This is a genomic window from Microbacterium sp. Root53 (assembly GCF_001426925.1).
GTDB lineage: Bacteria > Actinomycetota > Actinomycetes > Actinomycetales > Microbacteriaceae > Microbacterium.
The window spans coordinates 1-20076 of record NZ_LMFR01000023.1 but is presented as its reverse complement, the minus strand read 5'-3'; the positions used below and the strand labels follow the sequence as shown (position 1 = coordinate 20076).

17 protein-coding genes are annotated in these 20076 nt (G+C 71.0%); 6 read left to right on the top strand and 11 right to left on the bottom strand.

Going from position 1 to position 20076, the window contains the following annotated elements; all coding sequences use genetic code 11:
• Window positions 1-53: 53 nt before the first annotated feature.
• From ASD19_RS10980 to ASD19_RS10970, 3 genes are all read right to left on the bottom strand, one after another.
• On the bottom strand, window positions 54-1109 hold the full coding sequence (locus tag ASD19_RS10980; RefSeq protein ID WP_055992571.1) for a hemolysin family protein: 1056 nt from the start codon (window positions 1107-1109) through the stop codon (window positions 54-56).
• Window positions 1106-2485 carry a hemolysin family protein gene (locus ASD19_RS10975; RefSeq protein WP_082543156.1) on the bottom strand — a complete coding sequence of 460 codons (1380 nt, stop codon included), beginning with the start codon at window positions 2483-2485 and terminating at the stop codon, window positions 1106-1108. Before ASD19_RS10975 ends, ASD19_RS10980 begins: the two co-directional genes overlap by 4 nt.
• Before the next feature lie 132 nt (window positions 2486-2617).
• A complete protein-coding gene (locus ASD19_RS10970) occupies window positions 2618-3847 on the bottom strand; it encodes an SPFH domain-containing protein (protein ID WP_055992568.1) in 1230 nt (409 codons plus the stop codon).
• A gap of 168 nt (window positions 3848-4015) precedes the next feature.
• On the opposite strand from ASD19_RS10970, the gene ASD19_RS10965 reads away from it, so the two are divergent.
• Complete coding sequence (locus ASD19_RS10965) at window positions 4016-7720, top strand: multifunctional oxoglutarate decarboxylase/oxoglutarate dehydrogenase thiamine pyrophosphate-binding subunit/dihydrolipoyllysine-residue succinyltransferase subunit (RefSeq protein WP_200941111.1); 3705 nt, start codon at window positions 4016-4018, stop codon at window positions 7718-7720.
• 160 nt (window positions 7721-7880) lie between these two features.
• Here ASD19_RS10965 and ASD19_RS10960 read toward each other — a convergent pair whose 3' ends face one another.
• The 3 genes from ASD19_RS10960 to ASD19_RS10950 all read right to left on the bottom strand — a co-directional run bounded on the left by ASD19_RS10960 (window position 7881) and on the right by ASD19_RS10950 (window position 10288).
• On the bottom strand, window positions 7881-9176 hold the full coding sequence (locus ASD19_RS10960) for a GNAT family N-acetyltransferase (protein WP_055992562.1): 1296 nt from the start codon (window positions 9174-9176) through the stop codon (window positions 7881-7883).
• 63 nt (window positions 9177-9239) lie between these two features.
• On the bottom strand, window positions 9240-9485 hold the full coding sequence (locus ASD19_RS10955; RefSeq protein WP_055992559.1) for a zf-HC2 domain-containing protein: 246 nt from the start codon (window positions 9483-9485) through the stop codon (window positions 9240-9242).
• Window positions 9482-10288: a sigma-70 family RNA polymerase sigma factor gene (locus ASD19_RS10950; RefSeq protein WP_156377187.1), complete on the bottom strand. Its 807-nt coding sequence runs from the start codon at window positions 10286-10288 to the stop codon at window positions 9482-9484. Before ASD19_RS10950 ends, ASD19_RS10955 begins: the two co-directional genes overlap by 4 nt.
• A gap of 96 nt (window positions 10289-10384) precedes the next feature.
• Between ASD19_RS10950 and aroA the strand changes: the two genes are divergently transcribed.
• From aroA to bcp, 3 genes are read left to right on the top strand one after another with little or no spacing between them, the layout of a single operon-like run.
• The gene (aroA, locus tag ASD19_RS10945) at window positions 10385-11710 is read left to right on the top strand and encodes a 3-phosphoshikimate 1-carboxyvinyltransferase (protein WP_055992556.1); all 1326 of its coding nucleotides are present in this window, start codon (window positions 10385-10387) and stop codon (window positions 11708-11710) included.
• A 10-nt stretch (window positions 11711-11720) separates the two neighbouring features.
• Window positions 11721-12770 (top strand): ribosome small subunit-dependent GTPase A, encoded by a 1050-nt coding sequence (rsgA, locus tag ASD19_RS10940; protein WP_055992553.1) that lies wholly within the window; start codon window positions 11721-11723, stop codon window positions 12768-12770.
• 26 nt (window positions 12771-12796) lie between these two features.
• On the top strand, window positions 12797-13270 hold the full coding sequence (gene bcp, locus ASD19_RS10935) for a thioredoxin-dependent thiol peroxidase (RefSeq protein WP_055992550.1): 474 nt from the start codon (window positions 12797-12799) through the stop codon (window positions 13268-13270).
• 132 nt (window positions 13271-13402) lie between these two features.
• Here bcp and ASD19_RS10930 read toward each other — a convergent pair whose 3' ends face one another.
• From ASD19_RS10930 to ASD19_RS10910, 5 genes are all read right to left on the bottom strand, one after another.
• Complete coding sequence (locus tag ASD19_RS10930) at window positions 13403-13633, bottom strand: biotin/lipoyl-containing protein (protein WP_055992547.1); 231 nt, start codon at window positions 13631-13633, stop codon at window positions 13403-13405.
• Window positions 13630-14682 (bottom strand): alpha-ketoacid dehydrogenase subunit beta, encoded by a 1053-nt coding sequence (locus tag ASD19_RS10925; RefSeq protein WP_055992544.1) that lies wholly within the window; start codon window positions 14680-14682, stop codon window positions 13630-13632. Before ASD19_RS10925 ends, ASD19_RS10930 begins: the two co-directional genes overlap by 4 nt.
• Window positions 14679-15686, bottom strand: a complete 1008-nt coding sequence (locus ASD19_RS10920) for a thiamine pyrophosphate-dependent dehydrogenase E1 component subunit alpha (RefSeq protein WP_055992542.1) — start codon at window positions 15684-15686, stop codon at window positions 14679-14681. Before ASD19_RS10920 ends, ASD19_RS10925 begins: the two co-directional genes overlap by 4 nt.
• Window positions 15687-15802: 116 nt before the next feature.
• Window positions 15803-16600, bottom strand: coding sequence for an IclR family transcriptional regulator (locus ASD19_RS10915; protein ID WP_235563037.1), 798 nt, complete (start codon window positions 16598-16600; stop codon window positions 15803-15805).
• Between the two features lie 96 nt (window positions 16601-16696).
• Window positions 16697-17491 (bottom strand): alpha/beta fold hydrolase, encoded by a 795-nt coding sequence (locus tag ASD19_RS10910; protein WP_055992539.1) that lies wholly within the window; start codon window positions 17489-17491, stop codon window positions 16697-16699.
• A gap of 144 nt (window positions 17492-17635) precedes the next feature.
• Between ASD19_RS10910 and ASD19_RS10905 the strand changes: the two genes are divergently transcribed.
• Window positions 17636-18583: a hypothetical protein gene (locus ASD19_RS10905; protein WP_055992536.1), complete on the top strand. Its 948-nt coding sequence runs from the start codon at window positions 17636-17638 to the stop codon at window positions 18581-18583.
• A gap of 194 nt (window positions 18584-18777) precedes the next feature.
• On the top strand, window positions 18778-20025 hold the full coding sequence (locus ASD19_RS10900; protein WP_055992533.1) for an IS256 family transposase: 1248 nt from the start codon (window positions 18778-18780) through the stop codon (window positions 20023-20025).
• Window positions 20026-20076: the final 51 nt, after the last annotated feature.

The window sequence follows — 20076 nt, the reverse complement described above, 5'->3', positions numbered from 1 at the left end:
ATCGGCCCTTCCGAGAGCTCGAAGGGGCCGATCCGCACCCGGTCGCAGCGACGTCAGGGCCGGCGTCGCGTCGCGTCATCGATCTCGCCGATGAGCTCCTCGAGGATGTCCTCGAGGAACAGCACGGCGGTCGTGTCGCCCTGCGCGTTCCGCACGCGTGCCAGGTGACGTCCCGCGCGGCGCATCACCGCGAGGGCGTCCTCCAGGTCGGTGGTCTCCTGCACCGGCACCATGTGGTGGATCCGCTTGGCCGGGATCGGCCGTGTGAGCTTCTCGGGCAGGTCCTCGTCGCTCGCGGCGCGGAGCACGTCCTTGAGGTGCACGTATCCGACCGGCTCTCCCTCGGGATCCACGATCACGTAGCGCGAGTAGCCGTGCTTCGCGACCGCCCGCTCGATCTCCTCGGGCGTCGTGTTCTCGGGCAGCGACACGATCTCGGCGAGCGGCACCGCGACGTCGCCCGCCTTCTTGTCCGTGAACTCGACGGCCGCCGCGACCGCGCCCGACACGTCGTCGAGCACGCCCTCCCGGCGCGACTGCGCGACGATCGTCGCGACCTCGTCGAGCGTGAAGGTCGACGCCGCCTCGTTCTTGGGCTCGACCCCGAACAGCCGCAGCACGCCGTTCGCGATCCAGTTCAGGACCCAGATGACGGGGTGGAACACCTTCGACACCCACACGAGCGGCGGCGCGAGCAGCAGCACGGCGCGGTCGGGCACCGAGAACGCGATGTTCTTGGCGACCATCTCGCCGAACACGACGTGCAGGTACGACACCAGGATCAGCGCGATCGCGAACGCGACCGTGTCGACGAGTCCCTCCGGGAGGCCCGTCAGCCCCAGCGGCACCTCGAGCAGATGGTGGATCGCCGGCTCCGAGACGTTCAGGATCAGCAGCGAGCAGATCGTGATGCCCAGCTGCGAGGTCGCCAGCATGAGCGTGGCGTGCTCCATCGCGTACAGCGCGGTCTTCGCAGCCCGCGACCCGCGCTCCGCGAGTGGCTCGATCTGCGAGCGGCGCGCGGAGATGACCGCGAACTCGCCGCCGACGAAGAACGCGTTCGCGAGCAGCAGCACCACGAGCCACGCGATCCCGGCCCAGTCGCTCATCGCGCACCCCCCTTGCCGTTCGCGTCATGGCCGGCGCGGGACGTCCGCGGCTCGTTCTCGTTGCGGACGACGGGATCGGGCTCCGGCAGCGGGTCGGGTGTGAACCGCACGCGGTCGACGCGACGGCCGTCCATCCGCTCGACGGTCAGCACGCCGTCGTCGATGCGCACGGAATCGCCCACGTTCGGGATGCGCTCCAGGACGCTCATGATGAAGCCGCCGACCGTGTCGTACGCGTCGTCCTCGGGCACCTCGACCTCGGCGCGGTCGCGCAGCTCGTCGGGGCGCAGCTGGCCCGGGAAGGTGAGCGAGTCGCGATGGCGCACCACCCCGGCGAGGCGGCGATCGTGCTCATCCGACACCTCGCCGACGATCTCCTCCACGAGGTCCTCCAGCGTGACCACGCCCGCGGTGCCGCCGTACTCGTCGACCACCACGGCCATCTGGTAGCCGCGCGAGCGCAGCTCGGACACCAGCTGGTCGAGGTGCACGGTCTCGGGCACGCGCAGCGGCTCGGTCGCGAGCGCGGCGGCCGGGACGTCGGGGCGCCGGTCGCGCGGAACCGCGACGGCGGCCTTGAGGTGCACGATGCCGACGATGTCGTCCATCGAGTCGTCGAACACCGGGAAGCGGCTGTGGCCGGTCTGGCGCGCGAGCTCGATCACGTCATCGGCCGAGTCGCCCGCCGCGACGGCGTGCACGCGCGGTCGCGGCGTCATGACGTCGCCCGCCGTGAGCCGCGCGAACGTCAGGCTGCGATCCAGAAGCGTCGCGGTGTCTTCCTCGAGCACGCCGGCCATCGCCGAGCGGCGCACGAGCGACGACAGCTCCTCGGCCGTCCGCGCGCCCGACAGCTCCTCCTTGGGCTCGATGCCGAAGCCGCGCAGCACCGCGTTGGCGCTGCCGTTGAGCAGGGCGATCGCGGGGCGGAAGACGGTCGTGAAGGCGATCTGGAACGGCGCGACGACCTTGGCGGTCGCGAGCGGCAGGGCCAGCGCGAAGTTCTTGGGCACGAGCTCGCCGAGGATCATCGACAGGATGGTCGCGATCGCGACCGCGACGACCGTCGCGATGGGAGCGACCGCGCCCTCCGCGACCCCCCACGTGGTGAGCACGGGCTCGAGCAGGTGCGAGAACGCCGGCTCGAGCGTGTAACCGGTCAGCAGCGTCGTCAGGGTGATGCCGAGCTGCGCGCTCGACAGATGCGTTGACGTCTGGCGCAGGGCCGAGATCGTCATGGCGAGGCGGGACTCGCCCCGCTCCCGGCGGGCCTCGAGATCCGCGCGGTCCAGGTTGACCAGCGCGAACTCGCTCGCGACGAACAGGCCCGTGCCGACCGTCAGAAGCAGCCCCACGCCCAGCAGGATCAGGTCCATCTCGATCCACCGCCCCGGATCGGAGAGGTCAGGCTGTGGGGCGAACTACTGCAACTGGGAGGGTCGTCCATAGTGCTCCGAGTCTACGGGGGCCGGTTATGGATCCGCCGAACGGTTTCGCTCCGCGACGCGTCAGGCCCCCGGCTCGTCCCCCGCCGCCGTGACCGGCTCCGCCACGAGCGTCGCGGCCGGGGCCGGCGCCGCGACGGTGGCCGGGCGCATTCCCTCGCCGACCGCGCGGCCGGCGATGATCGCGGCCAGGTCGACGCCGGTCGCGGCCTTGACCGCGTCGAACGTCGCGCGCATGCCCACCGCCTGCTCGCTCGCGAGGTGCGCGGACGCGCCTCCCTCGCCGCCGAGCACCGTGATGGAGCCGACACGCTGGTAGCCCTTGGCGAACTCCGCCATCATCGGCACGACGGCCTCGATCGCGCGCTGTGCCATGAGCGCCGCCTCGTGCTCGGCGATCGCCGCGGCCTCGGCCTTGATCGCCGCGGCCTTGGCCTCGCCGGCGAGGCGGATAGCCTCGGCCTCGGCGCGGAACTTCGTGCCCTGCGCCTCCTGCTCCGCGGCGAAGGCCGCGGCCTCGGCGGCGGCGCGCTGCGCGGCGGCGTCCGCCTCGGCGGCCAGGCGCACGGTCTCGGCGTCGGCGGCGGCGCGGGTCTTCAGCTCGAGCGCCTTCTGCTCGGCGATCTTCGCCTGGGCCTCGGCCTCCCGGATGCGGGCGTACGCCTCGGCGTCGGCCTGCTTCTGCTGCTCGTAGGCTTCGGCGTCCGCGCGCTGCTGGCGCTCGTAGGTCGCGGCCTCGGCCACGCGCCGCACCTCGGCGTCGAGCTTGGCGGACTGGTTCATGGCGGCCTGCTCGAGCGTCTCGCGCGCCAGCTTCTCGGCGGCCTCGGCCTCGGCGTTCGCGCGGCCGTTCTCGGCCTTCGCGTTGGCCGTGTTCTTCTGGTACGCCGTGTACTCGACGAGGTTCTGCTCGTCGGTCGCGATCTTGTTGCGCTGCACCTCGCGCTGCGCCGTGATGCCCTGGATCTGGAACGAGTCGAGGATCAGGCCCTGCGCCTCGAGGTCGCCCTTGATGTTCTCCGCGATCTGGTCGCTGAGCTGCTGGCGGTCGCGCATGAGCTGCTCCACCGTGAGCATGGCCGCCACCCCGCGCAGCGAGCCCTCGAGCTGCTCGCGCGTGAACTGCTCGATCGCGCCGTCATGCGAGGCGAAGCGCTCGGCGGCCCGGCGCACCTGCTCGGGCTCGGAGCCGATCTTGAACAGCGCCACGCCCGTGACGTCGACCGTGACGCCGTTGGACGACCGCGCGGTCGGCTCGACGTTGATCTGCCGGGCGCGCAGCGCGCCCAACATATCGACATCCGTCGGGGGCGCGCATCCGTCCTGGGGAGGACCTGCGTACGCGGCCCCTCCGAGGAGAGGAGGAACCGATCTGGGCTAGGCTTTCAGGGCGTGCGCGCGTGACCGCTCGAGCGGTGCGCGGGTCAAGGATTTTCACCGATGAAAGAAGGCGAATCGGCCGTGTCGAGCCAGGGAACGGGCACCGGGACCACGAGCGACGGGGAGTTCGGAGCCAATCAGTGGCTCGTCGAAGAGCTCTACCAGCAGTTCAAGGCGGACAGGAACTCGGTGGACAAGGAGTGGTGGCCCATTCTGGAGGCCTACCAGCCCGAGACACCCGCGGCTCCCGCCGCCGCGGCTCCCGCGCAGGCTCCGGCCGGCCCGGCCGCCGCGCCCTCGGCCGCCCAGAACGGCCACCCGCCGACCGCGCCGGTCCCCGTGATCGGCCAGCAGCCCGTCGCGCGCACCACGGCCAAGCCGGCCGCGCCCGCGCCCATCCCGGCCGACGCGCCGCAGCAGGAGGCCGCGCCGGCCTCCTCGGCCGAGAAGCCGCAGGAGGACGTCGTCACGGTCCTCAAGGGCATGCCCAAGACCCTCGCCAAGAACATGGACGAGTCGCTCACCGTTCCCACGGCCACGAGCGTCCGGACCATCCCGGCGAAGCTGATGATCGACAACCGCATCGTCATCAACAACCACATGTCGCGCACGCGCGGCGGCAAGGTGAGCTTCACCCACCTGATCGGCTGGGCGCTCATCCAGGCGCTCAAGGAGTTCCCGAGCCAGAACGTGTTCTACGCCGAGATCGACGGCAAGCCGTCGGTCGTGGCCCCCGCGCACGTGAACCTCGGCATCGCGATCGACCTGCCCAAGCCCGACGGCACGCGCGCGCTGCTCGTGCCGAGCATCAAGAACGCCGACACGCTGTCGTTCACCGAGTACCTCGCGGCGTACGAGGACCTCGTCAAGCGCGCCCGCGGCAACAAGCTCACGGCGGGCGACTTCGCGGGCACCACGATCTCGCTGACCAACCCCGGCGGCATCGGCACCGTGCACTCCGTGCCGCGCCTCATGAAGGGCCAGGGCTGCATCATCGGCGCCGGCGCCCTCGAGTACCCGGCCGAGTTCCAGGGCGCGAGCGAGAAGACGCTCAACGAGCTCGCGATCGGCAAGACGATCACCCTGACCAGCACCTACGACCACCGCGTCATCCAGGGCGCGGGCTCGGGCGAGTTCCTCAAGAAGGTGCACGAGCTCCTGCTCGGCCAGCGCGGCTTCTACGAGGGCATCTTCGCGGCGCTGCGCATCCCGTACGCGCCCATCGCGTGGAACAGCGACGTCGCCGTCGACCTGGCGGAGCGCGTCGACAAGACCGCTCGCGTGCAGGAGCTCATCAACGCCTACCGCGTGCGCGGCCACCTGATGGCCGACATCGACCCGCTCGAGTACGTGCAGCGCCTGCACCACGACCTCGAGATCGAGTCGCACGGCCTCACCTTCTGGGACCTCGAGCGCGAGTTCGTGACCGGCGGCTTCGACGGCCGGCGCACCATGAAGCTGCGCGAGATCCTCGGCGTGCTCCGCGACTCTTACTGCCGCACGACCGGCATCGAGTACATGCACATCCACGACCACGAGCAGCGCGAGTGGTTCCAGCAGAAGCTGGAGATGAAGTACACCAAGCCCGACCACGACGACCAGCTGCGGATCCTCGGCAAGCTGAACGAGGCCGAGGCGTTCGAGACCTTCCTGCAGACCAAGTACGTCGGCCAGAAGCGCTTCTCGCTCGAGGGCGGCGAGTCGCTCATCCCTCTGCTCGACCGCATCCTGCAGGGCGCGGCCGTGGCGGGCCTCGAGGGCGCCGCGATCGGCATGGCCCACCGCGGCCGCCTGAACGTCCTCACCAACATCGCCGGCAAGACCTACGGCCAGGTGTTCCAGGAGTTCGAGGGCGCCCTGCCCGGCAACAAGCGCGGTTCGGGCGACGTGAAGTACCACCTCGGCACGCAGGGCACCTACGTCGCCGACGGCGGCGAGGAGCTCGCGGTCTACCTGGCCGCCAACCCGTCGCACCTCGAGACCGTGGACGGCGTGCTCGAGGGCATCGTCCGCGCGAAGCAGGACCGCCGTCCCGTCGGCTCGTTCACGTGGCTGCCGATCCTCGTCCACGGCGACGCGGCCTTCGCGGGCCAGGGCGTGGTCGTTGAGACGCTGCAGATGTCGCAGCTGCGCGGCTACCGCACGGGCGGCACGGTGCACGTCATCGTCAACAACCAGGTCGGCTTCACGACTCTGCCGCAGGATGCCCGCACCTCGGTCTACGCGACCGACGTGGCCAAGACCATCCAGGCCCCGATCTTCCACGTGAACGGCGACGACCCCGAGGCCGTCGTCCGCGTGGCCGAGCTCGCGTTCGAGTACCGGCAGCGCTTCCACCGCGACGTCGTGATCGACCTCGTCTGCTACCGCCGCCGCGGTCACAACGAGGGCGACGACCCGTCGATGACGCAGCCGCTCATGACCAACCTCATCGAGGCGAAGCGCTCGACCCGCCGCCTCTACACCGAGGCGCTCGTGGGCCGCGGCGACATCACCGAGGAGGAGTACGAGCAGGCCAAGCGCGACTTCCAGGAGCGCCTGGAGATCGCGTTCGCGGAGACGCACGCCGCCGAGACCGGCTCGCACCCCGTGGTCGACGCGGAGGCGCCCGAGGTCGAGGTCGCGGGCGAGCCCGAGACGACGGGTGTCGCGGTCGAGGTCATCCACCAGATCGGCGACGCGCACGCCAACAAGCCCGACGGCTTCACCGTGCACCCGAAGCTGCAGCAGCTGCTCGACAAGCGCGTGCAGATGAGCCGCAGCGGCCAGATCGACTGGGGCTTCGGCGAGCTGCTCGCGTTCGGCTCGCTGCTTCTCGAGGGCACCTCGGTGCGCCTGGCCGGTCAGGACGCGCGCCGCGGCACGTTCGTGCAGCGCCACGCGACGTTCCACGACCGCGTGAACGGCCAGGAGTGGCTGCCGCTCGTGAACCTGTCCGAGAACCAGGGCCGCTTCTGGGTGTACGACTCGCTGCTCAGCGAATACGCCGCCCTCGCGTACGAGTACGGCTACTCGGTCGAGAACCCCGACGCGCTCGTGCTCTGGGAGGCGCAGTTCGGCGACTTCGTCAACGGCGCCCAGTCGGTCATCGACGAGTACATCTCGGCGGCCGAGCAGAAGTGGGGCCAGCAGTCGAGCGTGGTCATGCTGCTCCCCCACGGCTACGAGGGCCAGGGCCCCGACCACTCGTCGGCCCGCATCGAGCGATTCCTCCAGCTGTGCGCCCAGGACAACATGACGGTCGCGCGGCCCTCGACGCCGGCGTCGTACTTCCACCTGCTGCGCCGCCAGGCCTACGCCCGCCCGCGCCGCCCGCTGATCGTCTTCACCCCGAAGGCGATGCTGCGCCTGCGCGGCGCGACCAGCGAGGTCGAGGAGTTCACGTCGGGCCGCTTCGAGCCGGTGCTCGACGACAACCGCGGCGTCGACAAGGGCGCGGTCAAGAAGGTCCTGCTGCACTCGGGCAAGATCCACTGGGATCTGCGTGGCGAGCTCGACAAGCGCCCGAACCCCGAGATCGCCCTCGTGCGCCTCGAGCAGTTCTACCCGGCCCCGGTCGGGCAGCTGAACGCGGTGCTGGCCGAGTACCCGAACGCCGAGCTGGTGTGGGTGCAGGACGAGCCCGAGAACCAGGGCGCCTGGCCGTTCATCTCGTTCGAGGTGGCGTCGCAGCTCGGCCGCGAGATCCGCGTGGTCTCCCGCCCGGCCTCGGCCTCGCCCGCCACGGGCTCGTCGAAGGTGCACGCGGTCGAGCACGCCGAGCTCATGAAGCGCGCGCTGTCCTGAGCCCGACTCACGCGAAGCGGCCGGTCCTCCTCGGAGGGCCGGCCGCTTCGCATTGCGCGCCTTCACAGGAGATCGCGGGTTCTCAGGACCGGAACCGCCCTTCCCGCCCTGAGAAGCCGGGATCCCCTGAGCTGTCGCGCGCGGGCGCGAGCCTCCGGGATCAGTACACGATGCTGAGGAACGGCGCGCGGGGCACGCGCAGCGCCGCGTCCAGCGCCGTGATCGCGGCATCGGAGCCCTCGACGCGGCCCGCGGCGCGCAGGACCGGCAGCGCGAAGCCGCCCAGGTAGGCCGAGCCGAGCTCGACCCCCGAGAGGGACACGTCGGGGTCGCCCTCGTCGGGCGTGACGGACGCGCGGCCGTCCGCGATCGAGACGCGCCAGGTGCCCTCGGCATAGCCGAGCGGATCCGACACCCGCAGCGTGAGGTCCGCGTCGGCGGCATAGGAGCGGGCCTCGAGCACGGCGGGCACGTCGAGGATGCGCAGCCAGCCGTGGTCCTTGATCGACGACACCGCGACCCGCGGGTCCGAGATCAGCCACGGGAGCGGCTCGTCCACGGGGCGCATGTGGGCGACGACGCGCCCCACCAGGTCGTGCTCGAGCGCGAAGCGCCAGAGCGCGCCGAGCGCGGCGTCGTCCTCGGCGATCAGGTACTGGATGGTCAGCTCGCCGCGTCCGTCGTCCTCGGGATCCCCCTCGATCGCGTACGCCATGGCGCCCCGCGGCTCCCCCGCCGCGTCGACGTAGCGGACCGTGCGCACCCCGTCGTCCTTGTGCTCGGCCAGGCCGACGCGACCGCGCCAGCGGCGCGGCCAGCCGGGGATCTCACCCAGCCGCTGCGACAGCGTGCGCTCGTGCAGCTCGCCGATCAGCAGCGCGGCGTCCTCGCGGTCGAGGTACTGCACGCGCCCCGGCGCCTCCGGGCCGATCCACTCGGCGCGGCGCGCGTCGACCTTCCACGTCGCGACCAGCGTGGCCGGCGCGAAGCCGTAGCGGCCGTAGATCGTCGCCTCGCTCGCCGTCAGCCCGGCGACGGGCACCCCCGCCGCGTGGGCGTCGCGCAGCTCCGCCTCCAGCATCCCGCGCGCGATGCCCCGCCGGCGATGCGTCGCCGCGACCGTCACGGTGCTGATCGCCCACAGGGGCAGCGTGCCGCCCGGGATCGTCGTGGGGGTGGCCCACGAGCTCGCGGTCGCGACGGGCCGGTCGCCCTCGGGGCTCGCGGGGTCGTAGACGCCCGTGACGCGCCGCCACGACATGGGCTCGCGCCACTCCGCGATCTCGTCGGCCGAGAGCTCCGGGCCCGCGAACCCACGCCGGACGGCGTGGCTCCACGCGTCCATCACGGCGGCGCGGTCGTTCTCGATCAGCCGGTACTCGAGGCCTCGCTCCGCGAGCGCGGCGCGCGTGGTCTCGTCGAGCGGGAGGGTGCGGACGTCGGGGTACTCGGCCATGCCTCCGACCCTAGCGAGGGCGCCGGGCGGGCGGCCGACCCTTGACTCGGCGGGGGCGGGGCCTCAGTGGGCCGCGGCCTGGGCGTCGCGCAGCCGCGCGAGCACCATGTTCTTCAGCTCCTCGGGAGCCGTCTCCTTGCACGCGCGCGCAACGACCTCGGTGAGGGTGCGGGCCACGAGGGCCTCGTCACGGCACGACTCGCACGTGTCGAGGTGCTCCTTGATGTCGGTGTGCTCGGTCTTGCAGACCTCGTTGCGGAGGTACTCCTCGAGATCCTGCCGCGCTTTCTCGCAACCGCAATCGGTCATTTCTTGCTCCTCGGGGCTTTCTCAGCGGTGGCGGCCTGGATTCCTCGCTCGGCCGCGTAATCCTTCAGCAGGTCACGCAGAAGACGCCTGCCGCGGTGCAGGCGGCTCATGACCGTGCCGATGGGGGTCTTCATGATGTCGGCGATCTCCTGGTAGGCGAAGCCCTCGACGTCGGCGAGGTACACCGCCATCCGGAAGTCGTCGGGGATGGCCTGCAGGGCGTCCTTGACCGCGGATGCAGGCATGCGGTCGATCGCCTCGGCCTCGGCCGACCGGCTGCTCGTCGCCGTGGTCGACTCGGCGCCGCCGAGCTGCCAGTCCTCGAGGTCGTCGATCGTGCCCTGATACGGCTCGCGCTGCCGCTTGCGGTACGTGTTGATGTACGTGTTCGTCAGGATGCGGTACAGCCACGCCTTGAGGTTCGTCCCCTGCGTGAACGACGCCCACGAGGCGAACGCCTTGACGAAGGTCTCCTGCACCAGGTCGGCCGCATCGCTGGGGTTACGCGTCATGCGCATGGCCGCGCCGTACAGCTGATCCATGTAGGGCAGCGCCTGCTCCTGGAACTGGTCGCGCGTCTCGGCCGCGGTGAGCGGCGAGCCCGTCCGCGCGCCCTCCTCCGCCGGCTCCTCGCCCTCCAGGGGCCGTACGTCGTCGGTGTCGGGAAGATCGCGCTGGTCGTCCATCACGCGCCAGTCTAGGGCGGCCCCCTGTGACCGGACCGCGCGCGGGGGCCGCGGGCGGGCGGCGTCCGCCGCGGGTCGCAGGACGACCGACGCGGGACGCGACAGCGTGGCGATCATCCGGCTCCTCTCATGGTTCGCGGGCCCGTCCGGATCCGGCATTCTCGGCCGGATACGCCGGGGCGGCGACGGGGACGTTCAGTAGGGTAGGAACCGATGAAAGCGCGCGTGTATTCCCCCGAGGCCCCGCAGGGCGAGTATGCCGCGCCGGCCGCGGCCGGCCCGCTCGACGCGGTCCTGACCGTCCCGGGCTCGAAGTCGCTCACCAACCGCGAACTGATCCTCGCGGCGCTCGCGGAGGGCCCCAGCCGCCTGCTCTCGCCGCTGCAGTCCGACGACTCCCGCCGCATGGTCGAGGGCCTGCGCGCGCTGGGTGTGGAGGTCGAGGAGGTGCCGGGCGACGGACCGTTCGGTCCCGACCTGCTCGTGCACCCGGCGTCGCCGTTCACCGCCCCCGCGACCGTCGACTGCGGCCAGGCCGGCACGGTCATGCGCTTCCTAGCCCCGCTGGCGGGCTTCGCGTCGGGCGACGTGCTGGTCACGGCGCACGAGAGTGCGCTGCACCGGCCCATGGCCGAGATGATCCGCGCGCTGCGCGACCTCGGCGTCGACATCGACGACGGCGGCCACTGGGCGCTGCCGTTCACGGTGCGCGGCCACGGGCACATCCGCGGCGGCGAGATCGCGATCGACGCGTCCGCGTCGAGCCAGTTCGTGTCCGGCCTGCTGCTGGCCGCGCCGCGCTTCGACGTGGGCCTGCACCTGCGGCACACGGGCGCGCGGCTGCCCAGCATCCCGCACATCGACATGACCGTCGAGGCGCTCGCGCGCCGCGGCGTGCACGTCGAGCGCCCGCGTCCGGGCGAGTGGATCGTGCCGGCCGGGCCTCTCCGCGCCAAGGACATCGCGATCGAGCCCGACCTCTCCAACGCCGCGCCCTTCCTGGCGGCCGCGATGGTAACGGGCGGTTCGGTGACCGTATCGGGATGGCCTCCGCACTCCACGCAGCCCGGTGCGCAGCTGGTCGAGATCCTGCAGCTCATGGGCGCCCGGGTGAGCCGCCGCGGCGGCGCGCTGACGGTCGCCGCCGGGCGCGGCATCCACGGCCTGGAGCTCGACCTGTCGGCGGTGAGCGAGCTCACCCCGACGCTGGTGGGCCTGGCGGTGTTCGCGGACTCCCCCACGACCTTCCACGGGATCGGGCATATCCGCGGCCACGAGACCGACCGCATCGCGGCGCTCGCGCAGAACGTCACGGCGCTCGGCGGCGTCGCCGAGGAGATGCCCGACGGCATCCGGATCACGCCGGCCCCGCTCACCGGCGGCACCTGGAAGGCGCATCACGACCACCGGATGGCGACCACGGGCGCGCTGATCGGGCTGCGCGTGCCGGGCATCGTGGTCGACGACATCGGGACGACCGCCAAGACCCTGCCCCAGTTCACCCAGCTGTGGGACGAGATGCGGGGCGTCCGCCCGTGAGGGCTCGGGGATGAGCTGGCTCGACGATCCGCTCGGGGAGGACGACGACCTCGAGTACGACGAGAGCGACGTGCGCGTCCGCCCCAATCCCAAGGCCAACCGGCCGCGCACCAAGCGCCGCCCCGCGCACGAGGACGCGACGATCGCGCGCGTTCTCGGCGTGGACCGCGGCCGCTACTCCGTGCTCGTCGGCGAGGACACGCCGGACGAGCGCCAGGTGACCGCGGCGCGCGCCCGCGAGCTGCGCAAGACGCCGATCGTGACGGGCGACCGCGCCCGCGTGGTCGGCGACACGAGCGGCGCCGAGGGCACGCTCGCCCGCATCGTCGGGATCGAGGAGCGCACGTCGCTGCTGCGCCGCAGCGCGGACGACACCGATCAGGTCGAGCGGGTCATCGTCGCGAACGCGGACCAGATGCTCATCGTGGTGGCCGCGGCCGACCCCGAGCCGCGCCCCCGGCTGGTGGACCGCTACCTGATCGCGGCGCTGGATGCGGGCATCCGGCCGCTGATGGTCGTCACCAAGACCGACCTCGCGGACCCCGCGCCGTTCCTCGCGCACTTCGCGGGCCTCGACGACCTGCGGGTCTTCACGAGCGCGCGCGACGAGGCCCCCGTGGACGCCATCGGCGAGGCGCTGGTGGGCCACAGCACGGTGTTCGTCGGGCATTCGGGCGTGGGCAAGTCCACGCTCGTGAACGCGCTCGTGCCGGGCGCGCGGCGCGCGACCGGGCACGTGAACGAGGTGACCGGCCGCGGCCGCCACACGTCGTCCTCCACCGTGTCGCTGCGGTACCACGGGCCCGCCGGGTCGGGCTGGGTCATCGACACCCCCGGAGTGCGCTCGTTCGGCCTCGGGCACGTCGACCCGGCCAACATCATCCGGGCCTACAAAGACCTCGAGGCGGTCGCCGAGCAGTGCCCGCGCGGCTGCACGCACCTGCCGGATGCGCCGGACTGCGCGCTCAACGAGGCGGTCGCGGACGGCCGCCTGCCCGCCGAGCGCGTCGACTCGCTGCAGCGCCTCCTGGCGACGTTCAAGGACCGCACCGACTACTGACGCTCCCGCGAACGTAGGCTGGTGGGGTGACCACGACGCGCCTCGAACCCGGTACCCCCGCCCCCGACTTCACCCTGCTCGACCAGGATGGCCGCGAGGTCTCGCTCGCGGACTTCCGCGGCGGCAAGGTCGTGCTGTACTTCTACCCGGCCGCGATGACGCCCGGCTGCACGACGCAGGCGTGCGACTTCCGCGACAGCATCGGCTCGCTGGCCGCCGCCGGATACACGGTGCTGGGTGTCTCGCGCGACGAGCCGGCCAAGCTGGCCGAGTTCCGCGAGCGCGACGCGATCCCCTTCGAGCTGCTGAGCGACCCCGACGCCGCCGTGCACCGCGCGTACGGCACGTGGGGCGAGAAGATGAACTACGGCAAGGTCGTCGAGGGCGTCATCCGCTCGACGTTCGTGCTGGACGAGCAGGGCGTCGTCACCCACGCGCTCTACAACGTCAAGGCCACCGGCCACGTCGCGCGGCTGCGCAAGGACCTCGGCATCGGCTGATCCCGCTCCCGCGACACGCAGAACGCCCTCCCGTCCGAGAGGGCGTTCTGCGTGCGCGGCCTCAGTCCTCCTGCGAAGCGCGGCGAGGTGATCCTCTTGGCGATACACGACGTGATCGGCGTACTCCGGATGTCAGGCGATCGTCGCGATCACGGAGCCGAGCGGCACCTCTTGGTCCTCCGCGGCGACCAGCGTGATCACCCCCGAGGCGGGTGCGAGCACCTCGGCGTCGACCTTGTCGAGAGCGACCTCGGCGATGAGCGCGTCCTCTGCGACGGTCTCGCCGCTCTGCACGAACCAGGTGACGATCACCCCGGTCGCATCCGGCCGATCCGACATCTGCGGGAACAGCACGTCCGTCATGCCATCGCCTCCCTCACCGCCGCCTCGATGCGCGCCGGCGTCGGCAGCACGGCGTACTCGAGCTCACGCGCGTAGGGGATGGGCACGTCCGGCACCGCGACCCGCGACGCGTGGGTCAGCAGGCCCGGCTCGCGCTCGGCGACCGTCGCGATGATCTCGCCCGTGAGGCCGAACGACTGGTAGTCCTCGTCGACGACGATCAGCTTCCGGGTCTTGCGCACCGACTCCAGGATCGCGTCGCGATCCAGCGGCACGATCGAGCGCAGGTCGACGACCTCGATGTCGATGCCCTCGCCAGCGAGCTTCTCGGCGACGTCGAGCGAGTGGTGCACCGAGAGCGAGAGCGTGACGATCGTGATGTCCTTCCCCTCCCGCGCCACGCGCGCCTTGCCAATCGGCACCTCGTACTCCTCCGCCGGCACCGCGCCGATCGAGCGCGGGTTCTTCTTCATCCAGCCGAGGCCCATCACGCCCTTGTGGAACATGTAGACGACCGGATCGTCGGAGCGGATCGCGGCGGTCATCAGACCCTTGGCGTCGTACGGGTTCGACGGCACCACGACCTTCATGCCGGGCAGGTGCGCGAAGGTGCCCCACAGCGACTGGGAGTGCTGCGCGCCGTCCGAGTAGCCGCCGCCGGTGGCGGTCATGAGCACCATCGGCACCCTCACGTTGCCGCCCGACTCGTAATGGATCTTCGCCATGTGGTTGTAGATCTGGTCGAAGCAGACGCCGAAGAAGTCGACGAACATGAGCTCGATCACAGGGCGCATGCCCTCGACGGCGGCGCCGATGCCGAGGCCGATGAACGCGGTCTCCGAGATCGGTGTGTCGAGGATGCGCTGCGGACCGAACTCGTCGATCAGGCCCGTCGTGGACGAGAAGATGCCGCCGTAGGGGCCGACGTCCTCGCCGGCGACGAACACGCCCTCATCGGCGCGCATCCGCTGGGCGAGCGCCTCCTGGATCGCCTTGGCGGTGGACAGGCGGCGGGTGCCGGGCTCCGGCTCGACGGGCAGTGCGGTGTCCTGGACGCTCACGATGGTCATGCGCGTGCTCCTTCGGCGAAGACGTACTTCAGCGCGTCGTCGGCGGATGGCACCGGCGACGCCTTGGCGTAGGCGACGGCGTCCTCGACCCGGTCGGAGGCCGCGGCGCGGATGGCCTCCGCGTCTCCCTCGGCGATGACGCCGTCTGCGATGAGGGCGTCCCGGTAGGTCGGGATCGGGTCGTGGCCTGCGACCTCGGCGAGGTCGCTGCGGTATCCCTGCGCGTCGCCCTCGAAGTGACCCCACAGCCGGAGCGTGTGCACCTCGATCAGGCTGGGCCCCTCCCCCGCGCGGGCCCGGCCGATGGCCTCGCCCGCCGCCTGCCACACGCTCTCGACCGCGTTGTCCTCGACGCGCACGCCCGGGATCCCGTAGGCCGCCGCGCGGTCGGCGTTCGACGGCACCGACGTCGACGCGGCGCGGGGCACCGAGATGCCCCAGTCGTTGTCCTCTACGACGAACACGACGGGCAGCTTCCACAGTGCCGCGAGGTTGAGCGACTCGTGGAACGCGCCCTGGTTCGCGGAGCCCTCGCCGGTCACGGCGACCGCGACGCGGTCCGTCGCGGCCCGCTGGAACGCGAACGCCTGTCCGAGCGCCGGAGGGAGCCCCTCGGCGATGATGCCCGAGCACGAGAAGTGCGTCTTCGGGTCGAACAGGTGCATGTGGCCGCCGCGGCCGCGACCGAGCCCGGTCTCACGACCGAAGATCTCGGCGGTCATCGCCCGCATGTCCACGCCGTGCGCGATCGCGATGTGGTGCGGGCGGTGGGTGGCCGTCACCGCGTCGTCCGTCGTGAGGTGCGCGGCCACGCCGACCGCGACCGGCTCCTGTCCGGCCGAAAGGTGCATCTCTCCGGGCACGAGGCCCGCACCGATATCGAAGCCGGGCGACTTGTCCGCGTGATACTCGCGGAGCATCGCCTCTTCGAAGGTGCGGATCAGCACCATCATCTCGAACAGCTCGCGACGCTGATCAGCGGCGAGCGCGGTCTGGGTCGTCATCGACGCCTCCCTCGGGTCACGCACGCATCGTCGCGTGCGTGACCACGGTAGGTACGACCGGATCCCTCGCGGAATGAGCGGGATTTCACATGGTGAAACCGAGTCGGATGGGGGTCTCAGAGGCCGAACTGGCCATGCCGCCGCGGCGACTCCGCGCCGAGCTGCAACGACAGGCGGGCGGCGGTGCGCCCCAGCTGTCGGGCGACCTCCGCGGGCGCCGTGCGCTGCAGGGTCTCGCTGGGCATCGCGACCGCGAGCGCGGCGACCACACCCGGCGCCCGCACCGGCACGGCGACGCACGTGACGCCGATCGCGTACTCCTCGCGGTCCAGCACCGGACCGGCGGAGCGCTCCAGCTGCTCGAGCAGCATCCGGCGGTCCCGGATCGTGTGCGGCGTCAGATCGTCGAGCCTGTGGCGGGCGAGGTAGTCCAGACGATCCTCGTTCGGCAGGGCGGCCAGGATCTGCTTGCCCAGCGCCGTCGCGTGCGCCGCCTCGTGCAGGCCGACCCACAGCTCCAGACGCGGCGCGCCCTTCGCGTCGACGACGTCCACGAGGTGCACCTCGCCGTCCGTATACCGGGACAGGTAGGCGGTCACGCCCAGCCCGTCGGTCACCTCGTGCAGAGCCGAGCGGATCCGCGCGGAGACGACGCCCTCCGCCGATCCGGCGCTGATCGCGGGAAAGCGCGAGCCGAGCATGAACCCATCCGGCTCGCTCGACAGATACCCCTCGTGCACGAGCGTGCGCGCGAGGTTGTAGGTCGTCCCGAGGCTCAGCCCGCTCGCCGACGCGAGCGCCTTCGCGGTGACAGGGCGGGGCGAGTTCGCGACGATCTCGACCAGTCCGAGCGCGCGCTGAACCGACGCGATCAGGGTGCGATCGCCCGGGTGCTCCACGGTTCGGGTCATCATCGGCTCAGGGAGAAGGATAGCCGCCCGGCCCCGCTCAGGGGTGCGGAGGGCGCGCACTCCCTGCGCTCGTCGATGACGGCAGCAACGCCTGAGCGATCAGCCGTCCGCGCGAAGGAACTCCACACCCGCGTGGCGGAAGTCGCGTGATCCCGGCGCGTTGAAGTGGTGCCGGCCCGGCACCTCCACGAACGTGCCGTTCGGCACGGCCGCGGCCAGGCGGCGCGAATCCTCGAGGATCGCGTCCTCGGTGCCGGTCGCGAACAGGATGCGCTGCTGCGGCGGGTGGCCGAGGTCGGGGTCCGCGTCGCCGAAGCGCATGCCCTCCGCGAGCGCGATGATCGCCCGGAGGTCGTTGCCCGGCACCCGCTCGGCGAGCGTGATGTAGTTGCGCGTGACCTTGTCGGTCACCTCCTCGCCGCGCTCGGCGAAGGCGCGGGCCTGCGCGAGGTCCAGGCGCCCCAGCGGACGCCCGTCCGGGATGCCGCCGAGCACCGCCCGCTCGATGCGGTCGCCGAGCTCGACCGCGACGTGCCACCCGACGCGGGCGCCGAGCGAGTACCCGAGGTAGCGCACGGTGTCGATCAGGTAGGTGTCGAGCACGACCTCGATGTCGCGCACGAGCGCGTCCATCGTGTACTGCGCGGCATCATGCGGCCGGTCGCTGGCGCCGTGGCCGCGCTGGTCCACGCCCAGGACGCGGAACCCCGCGCCGAGCAGCTCGCGCACCCAGCCGGTGTTGACCCAGTTGTCGCGGCAGCTCGACGCGAAGCCGTGCACGGCCAGCACGACGGGCGCGTCATCCTCTCCCCACGAGTAGGTCGCGATCCGGTGCCCCTCCTCGGACATCACGAACTGCGGATCCGGCATCTCGGTGATCAGCGGCACGCCCATGCCCGCCATTCTGCCGGTCGCCACGCCGGAACGACGAAGAGCGCCCCCGGAGGGGCGGAAGGACATATTCACCTCTCCCGAATGGAACTGCGCCGGGTGATGCTGTCAGGACGCCCTGTCGCCCCATCCGGAGGTTGCTTGCCGATGACCGAAGCCTGGGCGGCGCGTTGGCCGGAACTCTTCGCGCTTCTGGTTTCGGCCGTCATCGCGATCGGGGTCATCGCGCCGACGCTCCTCATGTGCCTCGCCCGTCCGAGCAGCGGCGTGTCGCGAGTCGAGAGACTCCTGGCACACGCCCCCGAATGGCTGAAGCAAGTAGGCGGCCGATCCGCCGTTCCGGAGACGCTCGCCGCGGAGCCTGATCAAGCGGTCCGGCGGAGCGCACACATTACGTGGGACGCCCACCGCACAGCGCTGGCCGCGCTGTTCATCTTGGCTTCACTTGTTGCCATTGCGGCTGTCGCGCAATTCGTCTGGACATGGATCGCATTGGCGTCGCGAGGAGACGTGACCACTTCCTTCCTGCTCTCGGGATTCGCGGCGACCCTCGCGATGACCGTGGTTGCTGGAATCGCGCTGCTCGGCCCGATCATCTGGTGGCGACGCGCGCCCTTCCGGTGGCAGGTATGGGTCAACCTCAGTCGGCTCGAGGCAGCTGACACCGATAACGACTCGCTCTACGCTGAGTTGCGTTCACTCGAGATGACGTTCGTGTGGCGGCGGTTCAGCGCCCGGCTGCCTTCCGGGCTGGTGAGTCGGCTGAGGTGGCAATCGGTCTGTGCGCAGATGGCAGTCCTCGTATCCGATGCGACGCTCCGATCCGACCTGACCGAGGCGGACCGCGCACACCTGGTCCGGGCTATCGCCCAGCTGGCAGTATCCGGAGCGCCGCCGAACCCCGCCCCGGGAGATCGCTCGCTGGAATCCGCATTAGGCGCTCATCGGCGACTTCCGCCTGCATACATGACGAGGGGTCTGGTTCTTACAGCGCTCGCAATCATGTCGATTTCCTTGTACATAGGCGCCCGCGTGATCGCCTGGAGTGGCGTCCCGCATAGTGGTGTAACCGTTCGGTGGTCGGCCTCGTTGTGAACGTGGGCGCGGTCACCGTGTGATCCTTCGAGGAATCTCCTACAACCCTCTCGAATGGAGTCATCACGATGACCNAGTGGCGTCCCGCATAGTGGTGTAACCGTTCGGTGGTCGGCCTCGTTGTGAACGTGGGCGCGGTCACCGTGTGATCCTTCGAGGAATCTCCTACAACCCTCTCGAATGGAGTCATCACGATGACCGCTCCTCACATTGTCGACCCTGCTGGCCTGCTCGGTGAAGCCCTCGCCGAGGCGTCGCCGGATCTGATGCGTCAGCTGCTGCAGACGATGATCAACGCGCTGCTGTCCGCGGACGCGGACGCCGTCTGCGGCGCCGAATGGGGCAAGGCGTCCCCGGACCGGGTGACGCAGCGCAACGGCTACCGGCACCGCGAGCTGGACACCCGCGTCGGCACGATCGACGTCGCCGTCCCCAAGCTGCGTAAGGGAACCTACTTCCCGGAATGGCTGCTCGAGCGCCGCAAGCGCGCCGAGGCCGCGTTGATCACCGTCGTCGCCGACTGCTACCTCGCCGGCGTCAGCACGCGCCGCATGGACAAGCTGGTCAAGACCCTCGGCRTCGACTCGCTGTCCAAGTCGCAGGTGTCCCGCATGGCCGCGGACCTCGACGAGCACGTCGACCAGTTCCGCCACCGCCCCCTCGGGGATGCCGGGCCGTTCACATTCGTCGCCGCAGACGCCCTCACGATGAAGGTCCGCGAAGGCGGGCGGGTGATCAACGCGGTCGTCCTGGTCGCCACCGGCGTCAACGCCGACGGCCGCCGCGAGGTCCTGGGCATGCGCGTCGCCACGGCCGAGACGGCGTCGGCTTGGAACCAGTTCTTCGCCGATCTCGTCGCCCGCGGCCTCACCGGAGTCCGCCTCGTCACCTCCGACGCCCACGCAGGACTGGTCGAGGCGATCGCCGCGAACCTGCCGGGAGCGGCCTGGCAGCGCTGCCGCACCCACTACGCCGCGAACCTGATGTCCGTCACCCCGAAGTCCCTCTGGCCCGCGGTCAAGGCGATGCTGCACTCCGTCTACGACCAGCCCGACAAGGACGCCGTCAACGCCCAGTTCGACCGGCTCCTCGACTACGTCGAAGACAAGCTCCCCGACGCCTTCTCGCACCTCGACGAAGCACGGGCGGACATCCTCGCGTTCACCGAGTTTCCCGAAGGGCTCTGGTCACAGATCTGGTCCAACAATCCCAACGAGCGTCTCAACCGCGAGATCCGCCGCCGCACCGACAGCGTCGGCATCTTCCCCAACCGCGACGCCATCGTCCGCCTCGTCGGCGCCGTCCTCGCCGAGCAGACCGACGAATGGGCCGAAGGCCGCCGCTACCTCGGCCTCGACATCCTCGCCAAGTCCCGCCTACGCCTCCTCCCCGACACCGGGGCAGAGGAGGTGACAGACAGCATCCTCGAACTCAGCGCCTGACCCAGCACCGAAGGATCACGACACGGCTACACCACTACCGGGGACTTGACC